Origin of the sequence: Bacillus cereus group sp. MYBK195-1, from assembly GCF_051916605.1 — a bacterium.
Taxonomy (GTDB): Bacteria; Bacillota; Bacilli; order Bacillales; family Bacillaceae_G; genus Bacillus_A; species Bacillus_A cereus.
In genome coordinates, this window is the sequence record NZ_JBQAGZ010000001.1 from 256,023 (window position 1) to 275,533 (window position 19,511).

Below are 19,511 nucleotides of genomic sequence, written 5' to 3' on the forward strand. Positions count from 1 at the left end.
TTTCGGAGGTGCAATATGCGTAAAACTAAAATTGTATGTACTATAGGTCCTGCTAGTGAAAGTATTGAAAAATTAGAGCAATTAATCGAAGCAGGTATGAACGTTGCTCGTTTAAACTTCTCTCATGGTAGCCATGAAGAGCACGGAGCTCGTATTAAAAACATTCGTGAAGCTTCAAAGAAAACTGGTAAAACAGTTGGTATCTTACTTGATACAAAAGGTCCAGAAATCCGTACTCACGACTTCGTAGACGGACAAGCTGAGCTTGTAACAGGTGCAGAAGTAGTTCTTTCTACTGAGCAAGTATTAGGTACTGCAGAGAAGTTCTCTGTATCTTATGCTGGTCTTTATGACGATGTAGACCCAGGTTCTCGTATTCTAATCGATGACGGTCTTATCGAACTAGAAGTAATCGAAAAAGCTGACGGAAACATCCGTACAAAAGTTCTTAACAGCGGAACTGTAAAAAATAAAAAAGGTGTTAACGTACCAAACGTAAGCATTAAGCTTCCTGGTATCACTGAAAAAGACGTAAAAGATATCATCTTCGGTATCGAGCAAAAAGTTGATTTCATTGCAGCTTCATTCGTACGTAAAGCGTCTGACGTATTAGAAATCCGTGAATTATTAGAAGAGCATAACGCTCAATACATCCAAATTGTACCAAAAATCGAAAACCAAGAAGGTATCGACAACATCGATTCAATCTTAGAAGTTTCTGACGGTTTAATGGTAGCTCGTGGTGACATGGGTGTAGAAATTCCACCAGAAGAAGTACCGTTAGTACAAAAACGTCTAATTAAAAAATGTAACGTGTTAGGTAAACCAGTTATTACTGCAACACAAATGTTAGATTCTATGCAACGTAACCCACGTCCAACTCGTGCGGAAGCAAGTGACGTAGCTAACGCAATCTTCGATGGTACAGATGCAATCATGCTTTCAGGTGAAACAGCTGCTGGACAATACCCAGTAGAAGCGGTAACAATGATGGCTAACATTGCGGTACGTGTTGAAAAATCATTACAATATGAAGATATGTTCAAAAAACGTATTAAAGAGTTCACTCCAACAATTACAGATGCAATTAGCCAATCTGTTGCGCATACAGCACTTGCTCTTGATGTAGCTGCAATCGTAGCTCCAACAGAAAGTGGATATACTGCGAAAATGATCTCTAAATACCGTCCAAAATCTCCAATCGTAGCTGTAACATCTGACGAGCAAGTAGGACGTCGTCTTGCACTTGTTTGGGGTGTACAAGCATTTATGGCTGAGAAGCGCGCAGCTTCAACTGACGAAATGTTAGATACAGCAATTCAAACAGGTATGGATGCAGGTCTAATCGGACTTGGAGATACTGTAGTGATTACTGCGGGTGTTCCAGTTGCTGAAACTGGTACAACAAACTTAATGAAAATCCACGTTGTTGGTGAAGAAATTGCTAAAGGACAAGGAATCGGTCGTAAAGCTGCAAAAGGTAAAGTAGTTGTAGCAAAAACAGCTGCTGAAGCTGTAGCGAACGTAAACGAAGGTGATATCCTTGTTACAACAAGCACTGATAAAGATATGATTCCTGCAATCGAAAAAGCTGCGGCTTTAGTTGTAGAAGAAGGTGGCTTAACAAGCCATGCAGCTGTTGTAGGCGTATCAATTGGTATTCCTGTTATCGTTGGTGTAAACGGCGTAACAGCAACTTTAAAAAATGGCCAAGAAGTAACAGTTGATGCAGCACGCGGAATTGTTTATAATGGACATGCGGAAGTGCTATAAGTAATACGGAGAGAAGGATCGGAGTCCTTCTCTTTTTTTTACACAAAAACGAGATAGAATTAGCTTAAAGCGCCTAGAATTGCTTTTAAAAGCTGTTTGTTATGGGTTTTAATATGAAAGGATATCTATATTTCATATGATGTATATAGGCGTTGTGAGGGCATTAAAAGTGAGATGTGAGAGAGGTGTAGAACTATGAAATGGTTACTATTCTTGTTTATTTTAATACCAGCGATTGAGATTACGGTCTTAATTGGATCAAGTCATGTAATAGGTTTATGGTCTACGTTCGCTATGATTGTATTTACAGGTGTTGTAGGTGTGTATTTGGCGAAAAGACAAGGGTTTAAAGTGCTTGGAGAGATTCAATCTAAGTTGAATAGAGGGGAAATGCCAGGTGAGGCGGTACTAGATGGTATTTTTGTATTTGTAGGAGGTATTCTCTTAGTGCTTCCTGGGTATGTGACAGATGTGCTAGGGTTTATCTGCGTGATCCCTATTACGAGAGCTTTATTGAAGCCGCTTGTTATGAAGTGGATGGAATGGAAATTTAGAAAGAACTCTACTATTATTATTCAGAAATAGCACTTAGATTGTAGAAATCTAAGTGCTATTTTTTGTCTTGTAAGAGGAGGGGAACTTTCTAATTGAAGCTTTGTTTTACCACGCTATTTGTGGGGTGGAATTTCTATCTCGAAATTGGGCTGCTCGTAAGTGTCTGATGTGGGGCGAATGATGAGTGGGGATGAACAAAACGTCTGCTCATTATATTTGCTATATAATTTTCGTTTGAACTCTTGTTGTGCTTCGATTAAACTTGTGATTTTTTAGTGCTATTAATTTAGGTGAATAAGATGGAGGGAAATGCTGCTAAATTAAAGTTTTGCTTTCTTATATAAAGGAACGATTGGTGTAAAAAATTCATATAAAAAGGCGGAGATTGTTAGTTGAAGTCTTATTTTATGCTATTTTGTATAATTATTCATTTACATAAAAAGTAATAAATGTAAATAATAATTATAAAATAAATAGAATAAATATGTAAAAATACCACGAAATATGCGTTTTTTATGCAAAAAAACAAGAGAATTATCTTTTTTGAGTGCAATTCTCTTGTTTTATGTAATGAGTATGAAAAATAAGTACAAGGAATAATCAGTGGGAATTTCCCACTGATTACATGTAAGTTTTTTGTTGTGTATGAATTAGAAACTATTATTTTGAAGGTGAACCTTTAATATATTTCCACAAGTCATGGAAGACATTAGCTTTGTGTAATGTATTAAGTAGTACTAAGGTGACTGGGCCGATGATTAATCCTAAAAAGCCAAAAAGTTTAAAGCCGACAAATAGAGCGACGAGTGTTGCTAATGGATCGAGACCGATGTTAGATGAAAGTACTTTCGGCTCCATAATTTGTCTTTGGACAATCACGACGATGTATAAAATGAGAAGACCAATGGCGAATGCGGTATCGCCAGTGAAAAATACGTATATAACCCATGGAACAAAGACTGCACCTGTTCCTAAATATGGTAGTAAATCTACAACTCCTGTAATAATCGCAATAGTAATGGCGTATGGTACGCGTAATATTAAAAGCCCGATTAGTACAATGACGGTTGTCATAGATACGAGTGTAAGTTGTGCTTTCACAAAACCAAACAAAGCTTTTCTTAAGTCGACAAAAATAGTTTTTCCATAGCCATGTACACGATTCGGTAGCAATTTTCTTGCTTTCTGAGCAAGACGGTGCCAATCGTAACTGATGAAGAAAGTGGCTAATAAAATGAATACAAGGACAGTTAAAGTTGTTGGCAGTGCACTAATGAAATTCGTTAACCCGCTTATAATGGCGGTTAAAAGTTCTTTCATTTGTGTTGTTGCTTCTGTTCCTAAGTTTTGAATGTTTTGTGTAATTGTATAGCGCTGTGGTTCTCCAAGATGATTAAATTTAGAGATTAAATCATCGTAGAGAGGCATAATATGATTAAGTGCAAATTGCTGAGCGAATGTAACGATATCTGGAAACTTTACTGTAACAAGTTGTAGTAAGTATGTTGTGGCAGATATTGCTTCAGTCACAAGATATGTAACAAGTCCAACGATAGCTCCAAATACGAGAATTAAGCTAACGAGTACTGCTAGTGCGCGAGGAAATTGTAGTTTTTGATTAAGGAAATTGACGACAGGATTAATCAAATAAGCAAATGCAAAAGCGATAATAAAAGGATAGATAAGCCCTGACATGTATAGTAATACATAGAACCCAGCTACCGTTGCTACAATGACAAATATGAGTCTCAATATCATATATAGTAAGTTTCGGTTCAAAGATGTATACCTCCCATTCCAATTTGGATTATCCTAATTCGTTCAACTTATAACGAGTGTGCTCCACTGATTAAAGTTTCACTTTACCCCGCATTAACGGGCAGTAAATCTCCTACCCGAAGTGCGGCTGGATCAAAGGAGTTAGCTGGAGATAAACTGCCCGTAAAAGCCCGATTGGTTCAACTAATAATCAGTGGAAAATGCCCCACTGATTAAAGTTTCACTTTATGTTATAGTGGAATGATGGATTTTTCCTGCTTTTTCAGTATGTGAGTGACTGTGAAAGCTTGGTGTTGATGCTTCTACTATATGGTAAAAACTTCATTTTCTCTTCTTTTTATTTTACCTGTTTCTAATTAGAAAAGAAAGAAGAGACGCCCGTTTTTTAAAATGTATACATGCTTAAATTTTGATGGTGAAAGTCTCAGTTTGTCATTTTAAAATACATAAAAAATGAAGTGATTCATGTTGAATAGGCCTCGATATTGCATGTATAACGATAGGTTTAAAGGTATTTTTGTTTGGAAATGAGTTCATTATTTTCAGAAAGGAAGTGCAAACATGATTAGTCAGTCAACGTTATTTTTATTCATACTACTTATTATAGGACTTATTGCTAAAAACCAATCGCTTACTGTAGCTATTGGTGTGTTATTTTTATTGAAGTTTACGTTTTTAGGAGATAAGGTCTTTCCTTATTTACAAACGAAAGGAATTAACCTAGGTGTAACGGTCATTACAATAGCGGTGCTCGTACCGATTGCGACAGGGGAAATAGGTTTTAAACAACTTGGAGAAGCGGCGAAATCTTATTATGCGTGGATTGCTTTAGCTTCAGGTGTAGCGGTCGCTTTGTTAGCGAAAGGCGGCGTACAATTGTTGACGACGGATCCTCACATTACAACTGCGCTTGTTTTTGGGACAATTATAGCGGTTGCGCTATTTAATGGGGTTGCTGTTGGTCCGTTAATTGGGGCTGGAATTGCCTATGCGGTTATGAGTATTATACAGATGTTTAAATAAGGAATTTTATAGTAATATAAAATTTTTGAATTCTTTCTGTTCACAAAAGTCAGATAATTGTTTATAATAGGATTAGAAACTTTGAAAAGTTACATAACAGCAGAGACTTTACACCAGATAAAATAAAAACAACATAAAACAATTTTATAATGATATTGTTTTATGTTGTTTTTATCATAAAACTCTTCGGAATGTATTTTCCTCACTAACTTGTTGTTTTGAGCGTGAGGATTCGGGGAGACATTCACGCTCATGCTTTCCATGTAAACAATGGACAATAAGAGGGGAACATCGCAACAAATTTGCATGATCGTGCATTTTGCTTGCCTAAAGAGTGAACGGGCGTTCATAATTCAAAAGGGAAGCAAATAGATATAAGGAGCAAGGTTGGGAGAATTTTCAGGAAAAGGAGAGAATGTCATGACTGTTATTCGAGGTTTAGAAGGGGTAGTAGCAACAACATCATCTGTGAGCTCTATTATTGATGATACATTAACTTATGTTGGGTATAATATTGATGATTTAGCGGAGAATGCTACATTTGAAGAAGTAGTATACTTATTATGGCATCGTAAGCTTCCTAACGAACAAGAACTAGAGAAATTTAAAGGGACTATATCGGAATACTATAAAGTGCCAGATGAGATTTTAACATATTTGAAACAAGTAGATTTAAAAATCGCACATCCGATGTCGGTTTTACGAACTGCAATTTCCATGCTATCATTATACGATGAGAGCGCTGAAATTATGGATGAAAAGTCCAATTATTTGAAAGCGGTTAAATTACAGGCGCAAGTCGGAACTTTAGTTGCTGCTTACGCGAGAATCCGTAAAGGTTTAGATATTGTTGAGCCAAGAAAGGATTTATCATTAGCTGCAAACTTCTTGTACATGTTAAATGATCGCGAGCCAAATGAAGTTGAAATTGAAGCTTTTGATAAGGCGCTTGTACTTCATGCAGATCATGAGTTAAACGCTTCTACATTTACTGCACGTGTTTGCGTAGCTACACTTTCAGATGTATATTCTGGTATTACAGCAGCAATCGGTGCATTAAAAGGTCCTCTTCACGGTGGGGCAAATGAAAATGTAATGAAGATGTTAACTGAGATTGGTGAAGAAGAAAATGTAGAGTCATATATTCATAATGCTCTTCAAAATAAAGTGAAAATCATGGGCTTTGGCCACCGTGTGTATGAGCAGGGTGATCCACGTGCAAAACACTTACGTGAAATGTCTAAGAGATTATGCGTGCTTTTAGGAGAAGAGAAATGGTATAATATGTCTATCAAAATTGAAGACATTGTAACAAAAGAAAAAGGTCTTCCACCAAATGTTGATTTCTATTCAGCTTCTGTATACCATTGTTTAGGAATTGACCATGACTTATTTACACCTATTTTTGCAATTAGCCGTATGTCAGGCTGGTTAGCTCATATTCTAGAACAATATGAAAACAACCGTTTAATTCGTCCGCGTGCTGATTATAATGGACCAACGCATCAAGTGTATGTTCCAATTGCACAACGATAAGCGAATAACACTATTTTGATAGTGAAAATACGCTTTCAAAAGTCTGATTTTTTCGGAAAGATGTAATGATTAGAATATTTTAATTTGACTAACGGTTTGAACTGAGGGGTTATTCCCTCAGTTTCATACATATGAAATTTCAAACATGGGGGTTATCACATTGACGACAGGTGAAAAAATTACTGTAACTAATGGTGTTATGAATGTACCAAACAATCCGATTATTCCATTTATCGAGGGAGATGGAATTGGTCCTGATATTTGGGCAGCTGCATCTCGCGTACTAGAAGCAGCAGTTGAAAAAGCTTATGATGGTGAGAAGAAAATCGTTTGGAAAGAAGTGCTTGCAGGGGAAAAAGCATTCAACCAAACAGGCGAGTGGTTACCTGAAGAAACTTTAAACTTAATTCGTGAATATTTAATCGCGATTAAAGGTCCACTTACAACTCCAGTTGGCGGTGGTATTCGTTCTCTAAACGTAGCACTTCGTCAAGAATTAGATTTATATGTATGTCTACGTCCAGTTCGTTATTTTGAAGGTGTTCCTTCACCTGTAAAACGTCCGGAAGATACTGATATGGTTATTTTCCGTGAAAATACTGAAGACATTTATGCTGGAATTGAATATGCACAAGGGTCTCCAGAAGCAGAAAAAGTTCTTGCTTTCTTAAAAGAAGCAATGGGTGTTAATAAAATCCGCTTCCCAGAAACATCTGGTATTGGTATTAAGCCGATCTCAGAAGAAGGGACAAAGCGTCTTGTTCGTGCTGCAATTCAATATGCAATTAACGAAAAACGCTCTTCTGTTACATTAGTTCATAAAGGAAACATTATGAAATTTACAGAAGGTGCTTTCAAAAACTGGGGTTATGAAGTAGCGGAACAAGAATTCGGCGACAAAGTATTTACTTGGGCTGAATACGATCGTATTGTTGAAAAAGATGGTAAAGATGCAGCGAATAAAGCGATGGCAGACGCTGAAGTGGCTGGAAAAATCATCGTAAAAGATTCTATTGCAGACATCTTCTTACAACAAATTTTAACTCGTCCACGTGAGTTCGATGTTGTTGCAACAATGAACTTAAATGGTGACTATATCTCTGATGCACTTGCTGCACAAGTAGGTGGAATTGGTATTGCACCTGGTGCAAACATTAACTATGTGACTGGACATGCTATCTTTGAAGCTACACACGGTACAGCTCCAAAATATGCAGGTTTAGATAAAGTAAACCCATCTTCTGTTCTTCTTTCAGGTGTATTATTATTAGAACACTTAGGATGGAACGAAGCTGCGAAATTAGTAACTGCTTCTGTTGAGAAAACAATTGCTTCAAAAGTAGTAACTTATGATTTCGCACGCTTAATGGAAGGTGCAACAGAAGTGAAATGTTCTGAGTTCGCTAATGAACTTATTAAAAACATGGATGTAGCGATAATCAAAAACGCATAATTAAAGCGGGGGGTAAATTATGACAATCAAACGCAAGAAGGTTTCAGTCATCGGTGCAGGATTTACAGGAGCAACAACGGCATTCTTATTAGCACAAAAAGAACTTGCAGATGTTGTATTAGTGGACATTCCACAACTGGAAAATCCAACAAAAGGGAAAGCGTTAGATATGTTAGAAGCGAGCCCAGTACAAGGTTTTGATGCTAACATTATTGGAACATCTGATTACGCAGATACTGCTGATTCTGACGTTGTCGTTATTACAGCAGGTATTGCACGTAAGCCTGGTATGAGCCGTGATGACTTAGTAGCAACAAACTCTAAAATTATGAAAAGTATTACGCGCGACATTGCAAAACATTCACCAAATGCAATTATTGTTGTGTTAACAAATCCAGTTGATGCAATGACATATTCTGTATTTAAAGAAGCAGGATTCCCGAAAGAGCGTGTTATCGGTCAATCGGGTGTATTAGATACAGCTCGTTTCCGTACATTCATCGCACAAGAATTAAATCTTTCTGTAAAAGATATTACAGGATTTGTTCTTGGTGGACACGGTGACGACATGGTACCTCTTGTGCGTTATTCTTATGCAGGCGGTATTCCGTTAGAAACGTTAATTCCGAAAGAGCGTTTAGAAGCAATCGTAGAACGTACACGTAAAGGTGGCGGTGAGATTGTAGGCTTATTAGGAAACGGTAGTGCATATTACGCACCAGCAGCTTCTTTAGTTGAAATGACAGAAGCAATCTTAAAAGATCAACGCCGTGTATTACCGGCTATTGCGTACCTTGAAGGTGAGTATGGTTATAGTGACCTTTACTTAGGGGTACCAGTAATTCTAGGTGGTAACGGAATTGAAAAAATTATTGAATTAGAACTTCTTGCAGATGAAAAAGAAGCGTTAGATCGCTCTGTAGAATCTGTACGTAACGTAATGAAAGTTCTTGTTTAATAATTGAATAGTAGTGAAAAAGATTCGGGATTCCGAATCTTTTTCTACTATTTACCGAATTGTTTTTTTGAAATAATATGAAAACGCTATCATTTGTAATATCCTATAATGAAACTGTAGATTTATACTATATATTGCCCTCATCATAGTAAATTTCGGATAAGGTATCGCTTTTAGTAGGATAATAAGGTGAAAAAATCGGAGGGGGTTGTAACATGTTAAAGAAAAAAGTTCAAATTGGTCGTAAAATGGATGAAATTACAGTAGGAGAGAAATTATCTATCACTGAAAAAATTGAGGATAAAGATTTGTTATTGTACTTAGGGTTAACGAATGATGCCAATCCATTATATATTCAGCATGATTACGCATCCCAAACTCCGTATGAAAAGCCGATTGTACCAAGCATTATGCTAACGGGAATGATTACAACGGCAGTTACGAAATATTTACCGGGTCCAGGAAGTCATATTACGAGAAAGGACCTTACATTCGTGAAACATGTTCACCATTATGAAACGTTACAAATCCACTTTGAAGTTGTGGCTGTTTCTGAGGAGGAACATACAATTGATATGCTTGTATCTGCTCATGATGAAAAAGGAGAAACTGTTGTAAAGGGTTCATTAACAGTAACGCCACCTTATAAATCTGTTTCCATTATGGAAAAAGCATTAGATAACTTTTAAAAGATGAAAATAAAAATAGCGCTAGCATACCTTTAATAGGGATGCTAGCGCTATTTTTAGTTGAAAAACCCTTCTTTGAACCCTTCAGCAAATTCTGAGCAACCCGTTTTAATCGTATCCCAGCTAGGAGCGTTAAAAGCAAGGATACATGTGACTGCTAAAGATAGAATGGATAGTATTAGTCGCATAATAGACCTCCAAATATTATTAATTTATATATTAAGATTAATAATATTATTATCGGTAATTGAAGTCAATTAAAGGAGTGGTTTTTTAGGTGAGGTGGAAAAGAGAAGAGTGATCTTTGAAACGGTAAGAGAAGCTGAAGTGTGGGCAGACGGGTTTGTGAATGAAATGTACGGGAGAGTATTTGATGGATATGAAACACCAGATTATAAAATAGCGTATGCTCTTTCGTTGTTCTTAGCGCAAAATCAAGATTTTATCCCGCATTAACGGGCAGTAAGATCCCACCTCAAAATTCAGCGAAAGCAAAGAAGTTAGGTGGGGAATGAACACCCCCCCACTGATTAAAGTTTCACTTTATAGTTCATACGGAAGTGAGCTTTAACGAAGAGAGAGCAATCTATAAAATTTGGCAAAATCCTGTGTAGTTGCAGGTGAAGCGTAATTAAGTCTATTTTCTCAATTCTACACAAACGATCTCCATGAATAGACAATTATATTGAGAGGGACCTTGTTTTCTAGTATGATGAGAATAACGGGGAAAATACTAGGATGAAGAAGGTTTCAAGTCTATAACTTGGAGGAAAAGAATGAACAATCGTATTTTAGTAGTTGATGATGAGGAATTTATCTTAACTTTAATCGAATTTAATTTACAACAAGCTGGGTTTGAAGTTATAACAGCGATGGATGGAGAAATGGCGCTTCAAAAAGCGACAACAGAACGCCCAGATTTAATTATATTAGATTTAATGCTTCCGAAAATGGATGGTATGGAAGTGTGTAAAGAATTACGATTGCAGCGCGTTATGACGCCGATTTTAATGTTAACGGCAAAAGATGATGAGTTTGATAAGGTGCTAGGCCTTGAACTTGGGGCAGATGATTATATGACGAAACCATTTAGTCCAAGAGAAGTTGTTGCTCGTGTGAAGGCAATTTTGCGCCGCACGAAATTACAACAAGAAGAACAAGTTGCAGAAGCGCCAGATGAAGATAGCATTACAATTGCAGAACTTAAAATTTTACCGGAGTTTTATGAGGCTTATTTCCAAGGAAGAAAGCTTGAATTAACACCAAAAGAATTTGAACTACTTGTGTATCTTGCGAAAAATAAAAGTCGCGTGTTGACACGTGATCAATTATTAAGTGCTGTATGGAATTATGATTTTGCTGGTGATACACGAATTGTTGATGTTCATATTAGCCATTTGCGCGATAAAATTGAACAAAATACGAAAAAACCGACGTACATTAAAACGATACGTGGTTTAGGATATAAATTAGAGGAGCCAAAAGGGAATGAATAAATTTCGTTCCAGGCTTCTTTTTACATTTGTTTCTCTTATTGTATTTATTTTAGTTGGACTAGGTTTATTACTAGAAACTGTGTTTGAAAACTACTATATAGATCATGCTAAAGAGAGAATGGTAAAAGAGACGGAGTATGTTGCGACGTTAGCAGAAGAGCAAGGTTTTAATAATGTCTTAAAAAATCCATACGTATTTGAAAAGTTAGAAGAAAAAATACCAGCTTCTATCGTATTTTTGGATGAAAAAAAGAAAGTTCAATATAGAAAAGGACAAGAATTGGCATTTAGTCCAGAGACGATTAAAGAACTTTCTTCGGAAGTGGCAAAACAACGAAGTAAAGTAATTACGAAAGAAACGGATCGAAAGAATGAATTTTATCATGCGGTGTTCGTTCAAGATGTAGAAGGAAAACAAGGATACATTTTGGTGAAAAGTATAATTGATCCTTTAAGAGACGTACATCAAAAAACGTGGGGATTATTAATTATCGGATTTGTCATTGCTTGTCTCGTAGTTGTATTTTTAGGTATGAAAATTACAGGGCAATATATTAGGCCAATTGAATCGGTTACGAAAGTTGCAATTGAATTGGCAAAGGGTAATTATAAAGCACGTGCATACGAAAGTCATTCGGATGAAACAGGAATGCTGAGTAAAGCGATTAATATTTTAGCACGAAATTTACAAGAGATGACACTTGAACAAGAAATGCAGCAAGATCGTCTGCATACGTTAATTGAAAATATGGGAAGCGGAATGATTTTAATTGATAGCCGAGGATATATAAACCTTGTAAACCGCTCTTATAAGGAAACTTTCCACGTAACAGATGAAGAATATTTAGATCGCTTATATTATGAATCGTTTCATCATACAGAAATTATTGAGCTTGTAGAAGAAATCTTTATGACAGAAGTGAAAGTGCGTAAACAAATGTTATTACCACTTGGAATTGAACGGAAGCATTTCGAAGTATATGGAGCGCCTATTATCGGGACAAACCATGAATGGAAAGGGATTGTTCTCGTATTCCATGACATAACAGAGTTAAAGAAATTAGAACAAATGAGAAAAGACTTTTTAGCGAATGTTTCTCATGAATTAAAGACACCGATTACTTCTATTAAAGGTTTTTCAGAAACACTCTTAGACGGAGCGATGGATAATAAAAAATTCTGCGAACATTTCTTGCACATTATTTTAAAAGAAAGTGAGCGCATGCAAGGATTAATTGAAGATTTATTAGATTTGTCGAAGATCGAACAACAAGGATTTAAATTAAATATGGGAACCGTTGACATGAAGGGGCTGCTTGAAGATATTCATATGGTGCTTGATAATAAAGCAGGAGAAAAAGAAATCTCTTTACAAGTGAATGTATTAAAACGTGCCTCTGTTATTGGAGATCCAAGTCGTTTGAAACAAATCTTTATTAATTTAATTAATAACGCAATCGTATATACACCGGCTGGAGGCGTTGTTTCAGTAGAGTTAGCGGAAGATAAATATAATGCTTATATAAAAGTATCGGATACTGGGATTGGTATTAGTAAAGAGGAAATTCCGCGTATTTTTGAACGTTTCTACCGGGTGGATAAAGCAAGAAGTAGAAATACTGGTGGTACCGGCCTTGGATTGTCGATCGTAAAGCATTTAGTTGAGGCGCATCAAGGTACGATTACAGTAGATAGTGAAGTTGGAGAAGGGACAACGTTTACAGTTGTTTTACCGAAATCAGCAACTGAAAAATAGGATGAAGGATGTTTACAATATATTAACAATGGCTTAATTAAATATTAATAAAGCTCTGTTAATATAATACATGAAAACCCCTTCATCCAAGGAGTAATTTTGGACGAGAATAGTTAAGCTGTTCTCGTCACTTCCCTTTATGCCAATATAAGTCTGTTTTATATATGAAAGAAAATAGCCGTTATTTTTCTTCTCTCTATTAGTCATGTTAATATAGAGAGAGGAAAGGAACGGTTTTTTTCTGTGAAAAAAATCATTTCAAATTTGTATGGGGAGGTTTTAATTTTGGAAAAAAAGGTCGTATTAGTAGATGGTAATAATATCGCGTATCGTGCTTTCTTTGCACTACCGCTTTTAAATAACGACAAAGGTATACATACGAACGCAATTTACGGTTTTACAATGATGTTAATGAGAATATTAGAGGAAGAAAAGCCAACTCATATGTTAGTGGCGTTTGATGCAGGCAAAACAACGTTCCGTCATAAAACGTATAGTGAGTATAAAGGAGGGCGTCAAAAGACTCCACCTGAATTATCAGAGCAGTTCCCGTTTATTCGGGAGATGCTGGATGCGTTCAATGTACCGCGTTATGAATTAGAAAATTATGAAGCGGATGACATCATGGGAACGTTAGCGAAAGAAGCGAGTGAGCAAGGGGCAAGTGTAAAAGTTATTTCAGGAGATAAAGATTTACTTCAACTTGTTTCTGATAACACGCTTGTATGTATTCCGCGAAAAGGGATTACAGAAGTGGATGAATATACGAAAGAAGCTTTATTTGAAAAATACAGCTTATCACCAAAGCAAATTATCGATATGAAAGGTTTAATGGGAGACCAGTCAGATAATATACCGGGTGTACCAGGAGTTGGTGAAAAAACGGCAATTAAATTGTTAACACAGTTTGGAACGGTTGAAGCGGTGTATGAAAATATAGATCAAGTAAGTGGGAAGAAATTAAAAGAAAAACTGGAAGAAAATAAAGAACAAGCTCTTATGAGTAAGGATCTTGCAACTATTATTACAGATGCGCCGATTACAGTTCATGTGGATGATATGGCGTATAAAGGATATGAAGCAAGTGATGTCATTCCAATGTTCGAGAGTTTAGGATTTACATCTCTTTTAAATAAATTAGGCGTTACGCCAGAAGAAACTGCTCCAGCTGAATTAGATGATATTACATTTGATATTGTGGAAGAAGTTACAGAAGAAATGCTTCAGCAAGATAGTGCGCTTATCGTTGAAGTACAAGAAGATAACTATCATAAAGCAGACATTCAAGGTTTCGGTATTCAAAATGAAAATGGATGTTACTTTATTCAGACAGACATTGCTCTTAAGTCAGATGCTTTTAAAGAGTGGCTTGCAGATGGAGAAATGAGAAAGCATACATTTGATGCGAAGCGTGCAATCGTTGCACTGAAATGGAATGGGATAGATATGCAAGGGATTGACTTTGATCTATTAATCGCTGCTTATTTACTTGATCCAGCTGATACGGATAAAGACTTCCGTACTGTAGCGAAAATGAAAGAAACGCATGCTGTGAAATCTGATGAAGAAGTTTACGGAAAAGGTGCGAAGCGTGCTGTTCCAAAGTTAGAGGTAGTAGCGGAGCATGTGGCTCGTAAAGTGCATGTATTATATGATGTAAAGCAAACATTCGTTGAAGAGTTAAAGAAGAATGAGCAATATGAACTGTTTACAGAGTTAGAATTGCCGCTTGCACGTGTATTAGCTGATATGGAAGTAAAGGGTGTAAAAGTTGATACAGAGCGTCTTCGTAATATGGGAGAAGAACTTGCGGGTAGATTAAAGGAAATGGAACAGGAAATTTATAAGCTTGCGGGAACAGAATTTAATATTAATTCACCGAAGCAGCTTGGTGTTATTCTGTTTGAGAACTTAAACTTGCCGGTTATTAAAAAGACGAAAACAGGTTATTCTACGTCAGCTGATGTACTAGATAAGCTTATGAATCACCATGAAATTATTCCAAATATTTTACATTATCGTCAATTAGGAAAACTAAATTCAACTTACATTGAAGGTTTACTGAAAGTTGTACATGAAGATTCATCTAAAATTCATACTCGCTTTAATCAAGTGTTAACGCAAACAGGTCGATTAAGTTCAACGGATCCGAACTTGCAAAATATCCCGATTCGATTAGAAGAAGGAAGAAAGATTCGTCAGGCATTTGTTCCGTCAGAAGAAGGATGGATTATGTATGCGGCTGATTATTCACAAATCGAACTGCGTGTATTAGCTCATATTGCAAATGATAAAGGGCTAGTTGAAGCATTCCAACATGATATGGATATTCATACGAAAACAGCTATGGATGTATTTGGCGTTGAAAAAGATGAAGTAACTTCAAATATGAGACGACAAGCGAAAGCTGTTAACTTCGGAATTGTATATGGTATTAGTGATTATGGTCTTTCACAAAACTTAGGAATTACAAGAAAAGCAGCAGCGGAATTTATTGAAAAGTATTTAGAAAGTTTCCCTGGTGTACAAGAATACATGGAGGACATCGTAAAAGATGCGAAACAAAAAGGATATGTGGCTACATTATTAAATCGTCGCCGTTATATTCCAGAAATTACGAGTCGTAATTTCAATTTACGTAGCTTCGCTGAGCGTACAGCGATGAATACACCAATTCAAGGTACTGCCGCAGATATTATTAAAAAAGCGATGATTATTATGGCGGATCGTTTAGAAGAAGAAGGATTACAAGCACGTCTTCTTCTGCAAGTACACGATGAATTGATATTTGAAGCGCCAAAAGAAGAAATTGAAAAATTAGAGAAGCTTGTACCTGAAGTAATGGAGCATGCAATTGAACTCGCAGTTCCGCTGAAAGTTGATTATTCTTACGGTCCAACTTGGTACGACGCAAAATAAGGAAGTGATGAAATGCCTGAATTACCAGAGGTTGAAAATGTCAGACGGACACTTGAAAATCTTGTAACAGGAAAAACGATTGAAGATGTTATTGTTACTTATCCAAAAATAGTGAAACGACCAGATGATGCAGAAATTTTTAAAGAAATGCTAAAAGGCGAGAAGATTGAAAATATAAAGCGAAGGGGTAAGTTTTTGCTTCTATATGTAACAAATTATGTTATTGTTTCACATTTGCGTATGGAAGGTAAGTTTTTACTACATCAAGAGGATGAGCTGATTGATAAACATACGCACGTCCGTTTCTTATTTACAGATGGAACGGAATTACATTATAAAGATGTGAGAAAATTTGGTACGATGCATCTCTTTAAGAAAGGTGAAGAAATGAACCAAATGCCTCTTGCTGACTTAGGTCCGGAGCCATTTGATGCGGAATTGACAACGCAGTATTTACAAGAAAGATTGAAAAAGACGAATCGTAAAATAAAAGTTGTGCTATTGGACCAGCGTCTTTTAGTAGGGCTTGGAAATATATATGTAGATGAAGTTTTATTCCGTTCTCAAATTCATCCTGAACGAGAAGCGTCGTCTTTAACAGTAGAAGAAATTGAGCGAATTTATGAGGCTACCGTTACAACGCTAAGCGAAGCGGTGAAGCGTGGCGGAAGTACAATTCGAACGTATATCAACTCACAAGGGCAAATTGGTTCGTTCCAAGAACTCCTAAATGTATACGGAAAAAAAGGAGAACCGTGTGTAACTTGCGGTACGATATTAGAAAAAACAGTTGTTGGCGGGCGAGGAACGCATTACTGCCCAATTTGTCAGCCTAGAATATAGAAAAGAGATAACATCGGATAGGCATTTGTCATATACATACAGCAGAGCTATGTATAAGGGAGGAGCTTACCGATGTACCTTTATTTATCTCTTATTTTATTAGCTTTTACATTAAGCTTGGATAGCTGTAGTGTAGGGCTAACATATGGTTTAAGAAGCGTAAGAATTCCACTAAGATCAATTATAATTATCGGAATGTGTTCAGCGGCTGTTATGCTTGTTTCAATGGGAATTGGACATATGATCGCGAAAGTATTTTCACCTGTTATCGCAACGCGTATCGGTGGGCTCGTTCTTATTGGAATAGGGATTTGGGTATTATATCAATTTTTTCGAAGTGAGAAAAAAGAAGAACCGAAGCAAGAGGAGAAGGTCTGGAAATTAGAGATTGCCTCGCTAGGGCTAGTGATTCAAATTTTACGGAAACCGACTGTAGCAGATTTTGATAAATCAGGCACCATTTCTGCAGGAGAAGCATTGCTTCTTGGTATCGCTCTTTCTGTAGACTCATTTGGTGCCGGAATTGGTGCATCTTTATTAGGGTATACACCCGCTATGATGGCGATATTAGTTGCAATTATGAGTTCTTTGTTTTTATTTATTGGAATGAAACTTGGAACGGTTTTATCGAATATGAAGTGGTTACAAAAATTTACATTCCTGCCTGGAGTATTACTCATTATTATTGGAATTTGGAAAATGTAAGTATGGGCGTGGAACATTAGTTTCGCGCCTTTTATTATGAGGAGGATTATGATGACAGTAGTAATTGGATTAACAGGAGGCATTGCAAGCGGAAAAAGTACAGTATCTCAAATGTTTCGTGAACTGAGTATACCAGTAATTGATGCAGATATTATTGCACGAGAAGTTGTAGAGCGAGGAAAACCAGCATATAACAAAATAGTAGAAGTATTTGGAACGGAAGTGTTACAAGAAGATGGAGAACTAGATCGTCCAAAACTAGGAAGTGTCGTTTTCTATAATGAAGAAAAACGATTGCAGTTAAATAAAATTGTTCATCCTGCAGTACGTGAGGAAATGAATAGGCAAAAGGAAATGTACATAAAAGAAGGTATGCAAGCGGTTGTGTTAGATATTCCTCTCTTATTTGAAAGCAAATTAACAAGTCTCGTTGACCGCATTTTAGTTGTAGCGGTTAAGCCGCATACGCAATTAGAACGTTTGATGAAACGAAATAACTTTTCAGAAGAAGAAGCAACAGCTCGTATTCAATCTCAAATGCCGTTAGAAGAAAAAGTGAAAAATGCAGATGAAGTGATAAATAATGATGGCACAATTATGGGAACGAAAACACAATTGCAGGTAATTTTAAGGAAGTGGAACATTATTGACTAAAAAATTGTGAAATTAATGAAAATGCTTAGTGACATATCTCCTTTTTGTGTTATACTATTATTGGGATTGGAGATAAATAGTATAACGCATTCAAGGGGGATAACATATTATGACTCGTGTGGCAATTAATGGATTTGGACGTATTGGGAGAATGGTATTTCGTCAAGCAATAAAAGAAAGCGCATTCGAAATTGTAGCAATCAATGCAAGCTATCCATCTGAAACGTTAGCACACTTAATTAAATATGATACAGTTCATGGCAAGTTTGACGGAACAGTAGAAGCATTTGAAGATCACTTATTAGTTGATGGAAAAATGATTCGCCTTTTAAACAACCGCGATCCAAAGGAATTGCCTTGGACAGATTTAGGTGTTGAAGTTGTAATTGAAGCAACTGGTAAATTTAATTCAAAAGAAAAAGCAATTCTTCACGTTGAAGCTGGAGCGAAAAAAGTTATTTTAACAGCGCCTGGTAAAAATGAAGATGTAACAATTGTAGTTGGTGTGAACGAAGACCAATTAGATATTACAAAACATACTGTTATTTCAAATGCATCTTGTACAACAAATTGTTTAGCGCCTGTTGTGAAGGTGTTAGATGAGCAGTTTGGAATTGAGAACGGTTTAATGACGACGGTTCACGCTTATACAAATGACCAAAAAAATATTGATAACCCACATAAAGATTTAAGAAGAGCACGTGCTTGCGGACAATCAATCATTCCGACAACGACAGGTGCTGCGAAAGCGCTAGCAAAAGTTCTTCCACATTTAAACGGAAAACTTCATGGTATGGCACTTCGTGTACCAACACCAAACGTGTCTCTTGTTGACTTGGTAGTAGATTTAAAACGCGATGTGACAGTAGAAGCTATTAACGATGCATTCAAAACTGTTGCAAACGGTGCTTTAAAAGGTATTGTAGAATTCAGCGAAGAGCCTTTAGTATCTATCGACTTTAATACAAATACACATTCAGCTATTATCGATGGTTTATCTACAATGGTAATGGGTGATCGTAAAGTGAAAGTACTTGCTTGGTATGATAACGAGTGGGGCTATTCTCGTCGTGTTGTAGATCTTGTAACGTTAGTTGTTGAAGAGTTAGCGAAACAAGAAAATGTGCAACACATTTAAGTGAATAAGGGAGGAGAGGGCAAGGCAATATTTGCCCTCTTTTTTTAATTTTTTCTGAAAAGGAAAAAATTATATAAGTATATTTTAAAAAGTGGACATACCACGAAACGTTGTGATTACTGCATTTGTGAATCGTTTATTTTTTTTAGGGAAAAGTAAAGAGGAAAATATGACAGAAAATCGAAAAAACTGTTGTTGCAAAATGAAAATAAACAAAGTATACTAACACTCGTA

General features: G+C 36.4%; 17 protein-coding genes. 15 read left to right on the plus strand and 2 right to left on the minus strand.

Annotated elements, in window-relative coordinates:
• Window positions 1-15: 15 nt before the first annotated feature.
• Together pyk and ACTFRY_RS01460 are read left to right on the plus strand one after the other, a co-directional pair.
• Window positions 16-1,773: a pyruvate kinase gene (pyk, locus tag ACTFRY_RS01455; protein ID WP_001232673.1), complete on the plus strand. Its 1,758-nt coding sequence runs from the start codon at window positions 16-18 to the stop codon at window positions 1,771-1,773.
• 195 nt (window positions 1,774-1,968) lie between these two features.
• Window positions 1,969-2,358: an FxsA family protein gene (locus ACTFRY_RS01460; RefSeq protein ID WP_000871631.1), complete on the plus strand. Its 390-nt coding sequence runs from the start codon at window positions 1,969-1,971 to the stop codon at window positions 2,356-2,358.
• 630 nt (window positions 2,359-2,988) lie between these two features.
• On the opposite strand, the gene ytvI is transcribed toward ACTFRY_RS01460, so the two are convergent.
• Window positions 2,989-4,107 (minus strand): sporulation integral membrane protein YtvI, encoded by a 1,119-nt coding sequence (gene ytvI / locus ACTFRY_RS01465; RefSeq protein WP_001081388.1) that lies wholly within the window; start codon window positions 4,105-4,107, stop codon window positions 2,989-2,991.
• A gap of 561 nt (window positions 4,108-4,668) precedes the next feature.
• Here ytvI and ACTFRY_RS01470 point away from each other — a divergent pair.
• The 5 genes from ACTFRY_RS01470 to ACTFRY_RS01490 all read left to right on the plus strand — a co-directional run bounded on the left by ACTFRY_RS01470 (window position 4,669) and on the right by ACTFRY_RS01490 (window position 9,766).
• The gene (locus ACTFRY_RS01470; protein ID WP_000625507.1) at window positions 4,669-5,130 is read left to right on the plus strand and encodes a DUF441 domain-containing protein; all 462 of its coding nucleotides are present in this window, start codon (window positions 4,669-4,671) and stop codon (window positions 5,128-5,130) included.
• A gap of 387 nt (window positions 5,131-5,517) precedes the next feature.
• Complete coding sequence (gene citZ / locus ACTFRY_RS01475) at window positions 5,518-6,666, plus strand: citrate synthase (protein WP_136986137.1); 1,149 nt, start codon at window positions 5,518-5,520, stop codon at window positions 6,664-6,666.
• Window positions 6,667-6,826: 160 nt separating this feature from the next.
• Window positions 6,827-8,119: an NADP-dependent isocitrate dehydrogenase gene (gene icd, locus ACTFRY_RS01480; RefSeq protein WP_000206898.1), complete on the plus strand. Its 1,293-nt coding sequence runs from the start codon at window positions 6,827-6,829 to the stop codon at window positions 8,117-8,119.
• Between the two features lie 19 nt (window positions 8,120-8,138).
• Entirely contained in the window at window positions 8,139-9,077 is a 939-nt protein-coding gene (mdh, locus tag ACTFRY_RS01485) for a malate dehydrogenase (RefSeq protein WP_000153232.1), read from the plus strand.
• Window positions 9,078-9,292: 215 nt separating this feature from the next.
• Complete coding sequence (locus ACTFRY_RS01490) at window positions 9,293-9,766, plus strand: MaoC family dehydratase (protein WP_000914181.1); 474 nt, start codon at window positions 9,293-9,295, stop codon at window positions 9,764-9,766.
• Between the two features lie 56 nt (window positions 9,767-9,822).
• On the opposite strand, the gene ACTFRY_RS01495 is transcribed toward ACTFRY_RS01490, so the two are convergent.
• Window positions 9,823-9,954, minus strand: coding sequence for a hypothetical protein (locus ACTFRY_RS01495; RefSeq protein WP_001237022.1), 132 nt, complete (start codon window positions 9,952-9,954; stop codon window positions 9,823-9,825).
• 109 nt (window positions 9,955-10,063) lie between these two features.
• Here ACTFRY_RS01495 and ACTFRY_RS01500 point away from each other — a divergent pair, with 109 nt between their 5' ends.
• From ACTFRY_RS01500 to ACTFRY_RS01535, 8 genes are all read left to right on the plus strand, one after another.
• On the plus strand, window positions 10,064-10,222 hold the full coding sequence (locus ACTFRY_RS01500; protein ID WP_016118707.1) for a hypothetical protein: 159 nt from the start codon (window positions 10,064-10,066) through the stop codon (window positions 10,220-10,222).
• A 320-nt stretch (window positions 10,223-10,542) separates the two neighbouring features.
• Window positions 10,543-11,262, plus strand: coding sequence for a two-component system response regulator PhoP (gene phoP, locus ACTFRY_RS01505; protein ID WP_001065220.1), 720 nt, complete (start codon window positions 10,543-10,545; stop codon window positions 11,260-11,262).
• The gene (phoR, locus tag ACTFRY_RS01510) at window positions 11,255-13,018 is read left to right on the plus strand and encodes a sensory box histidine kinase PhoR (RefSeq protein WP_001032108.1); all 1,764 of its coding nucleotides are present in this window, start codon (window positions 11,255-11,257) and stop codon (window positions 13,016-13,018) included. The genes phoP and phoR overlap by 8 nt, the downstream gene beginning before the upstream one ends.
• Before the next feature lie 285 nt (window positions 13,019-13,303).
• Window positions 13,304-15,937, plus strand: a complete 2,634-nt coding sequence (polA, locus tag ACTFRY_RS01515; protein ID WP_000412803.1) for a DNA polymerase I — start codon at window positions 13,304-13,306, stop codon at window positions 15,935-15,937.
• 12 nt (window positions 15,938-15,949) lie between these two features.
• Entirely contained in the window at window positions 15,950-16,780 is an 831-nt protein-coding gene (gene mutM, locus ACTFRY_RS01520) for a DNA-formamidopyrimidine glycosylase (RefSeq protein WP_016118706.1), read from the plus strand.
• Window positions 16,781-16,852: 72 nt separating this feature from the next.
• Window positions 16,853-17,485 carry a sporulation membrane protein YtaF gene (ytaF, locus tag ACTFRY_RS01525; protein ID WP_016118705.1) on the plus strand — a complete coding sequence of 211 codons (633 nt, stop codon included), beginning with the start codon at window positions 16,853-16,855 and terminating at the stop codon, window positions 17,483-17,485.
• 51 nt (window positions 17,486-17,536) lie between these two features.
• The gene (gene coaE / locus ACTFRY_RS01530; protein ID WP_000219316.1) at window positions 17,537-18,139 is read left to right on the plus strand and encodes a dephospho-CoA kinase; all 603 of its coding nucleotides are present in this window, start codon (window positions 17,537-17,539) and stop codon (window positions 18,137-18,139) included.
• 109 nt (window positions 18,140-18,248) lie between these two features.
• The gene (locus tag ACTFRY_RS01535; RefSeq protein ID WP_098617037.1) at window positions 18,249-19,277 is read left to right on the plus strand and encodes a glyceraldehyde-3-phosphate dehydrogenase; all 1,029 of its coding nucleotides are present in this window, start codon (window positions 18,249-18,251) and stop codon (window positions 19,275-19,277) included.
• Window positions 19,278-19,511 lie beyond the last annotated feature (234 nt).

Coding starts and splice junctions, on each gene's coding strand:
- pyk (WP_001232673.1), top strand. CDS start 16: ATGCGTAAAACTAAAATTGTATGTACTATAGGTCCTGCTAGTGAAAGT.
- ACTFRY_RS01460 (WP_000871631.1), top strand. CDS start 1,969: ATGAAATGGTTACTATTCTTGTTTATTTTAATACCAGCGATTGAGATT.
- ACTFRY_RS01470 (WP_000625507.1), top strand. CDS start 4,669: ATGATTAGTCAGTCAACGTTATTTTTATTCATACTACTTATTATAGGA.
- mdh (WP_000153232.1), top strand. CDS start 8,139: ATGACAATCAAACGCAAGAAGGTTTCAGTCATCGGTGCAGGATTTACA.
- ACTFRY_RS01490 (WP_000914181.1), top strand. CDS start 9,293: ATGTTAAAGAAAAAAGTTCAAATTGGTCGTAAAATGGATGAAATTACA.
- ACTFRY_RS01495 (WP_001237022.1), bottom strand. CDS start 9,954: ATGCGACTAATACTATCCATTCTATCTTTAGCAGTCACATGTATCCTT.
- phoP (WP_001065220.1), top strand. CDS start 10,543: ATGAACAATCGTATTTTAGTAGTTGATGATGAGGAATTTATCTTAACT.
- phoR (WP_001032108.1), top strand. CDS start 11,255: ATGAATAAATTTCGTTCCAGGCTTCTTTTTACATTTGTTTCTCTTATT.
- mutM (WP_016118706.1), top strand. CDS start 15,950: ATGCCTGAATTACCAGAGGTTGAAAATGTCAGACGGACACTTGAAAAT.
- ytaF (WP_016118705.1), top strand. CDS start 16,853: ATGTACCTTTATTTATCTCTTATTTTATTAGCTTTTACATTAAGCTTG.
- coaE (WP_000219316.1), top strand. CDS start 17,537: ATGACAGTAGTAATTGGATTAACAGGAGGCATTGCAAGCGGAAAAAGT.
- ACTFRY_RS01535 (WP_098617037.1), top strand. CDS start 18,249: ATGACTCGTGTGGCAATTAATGGATTTGGACGTATTGGGAGAATGGTA.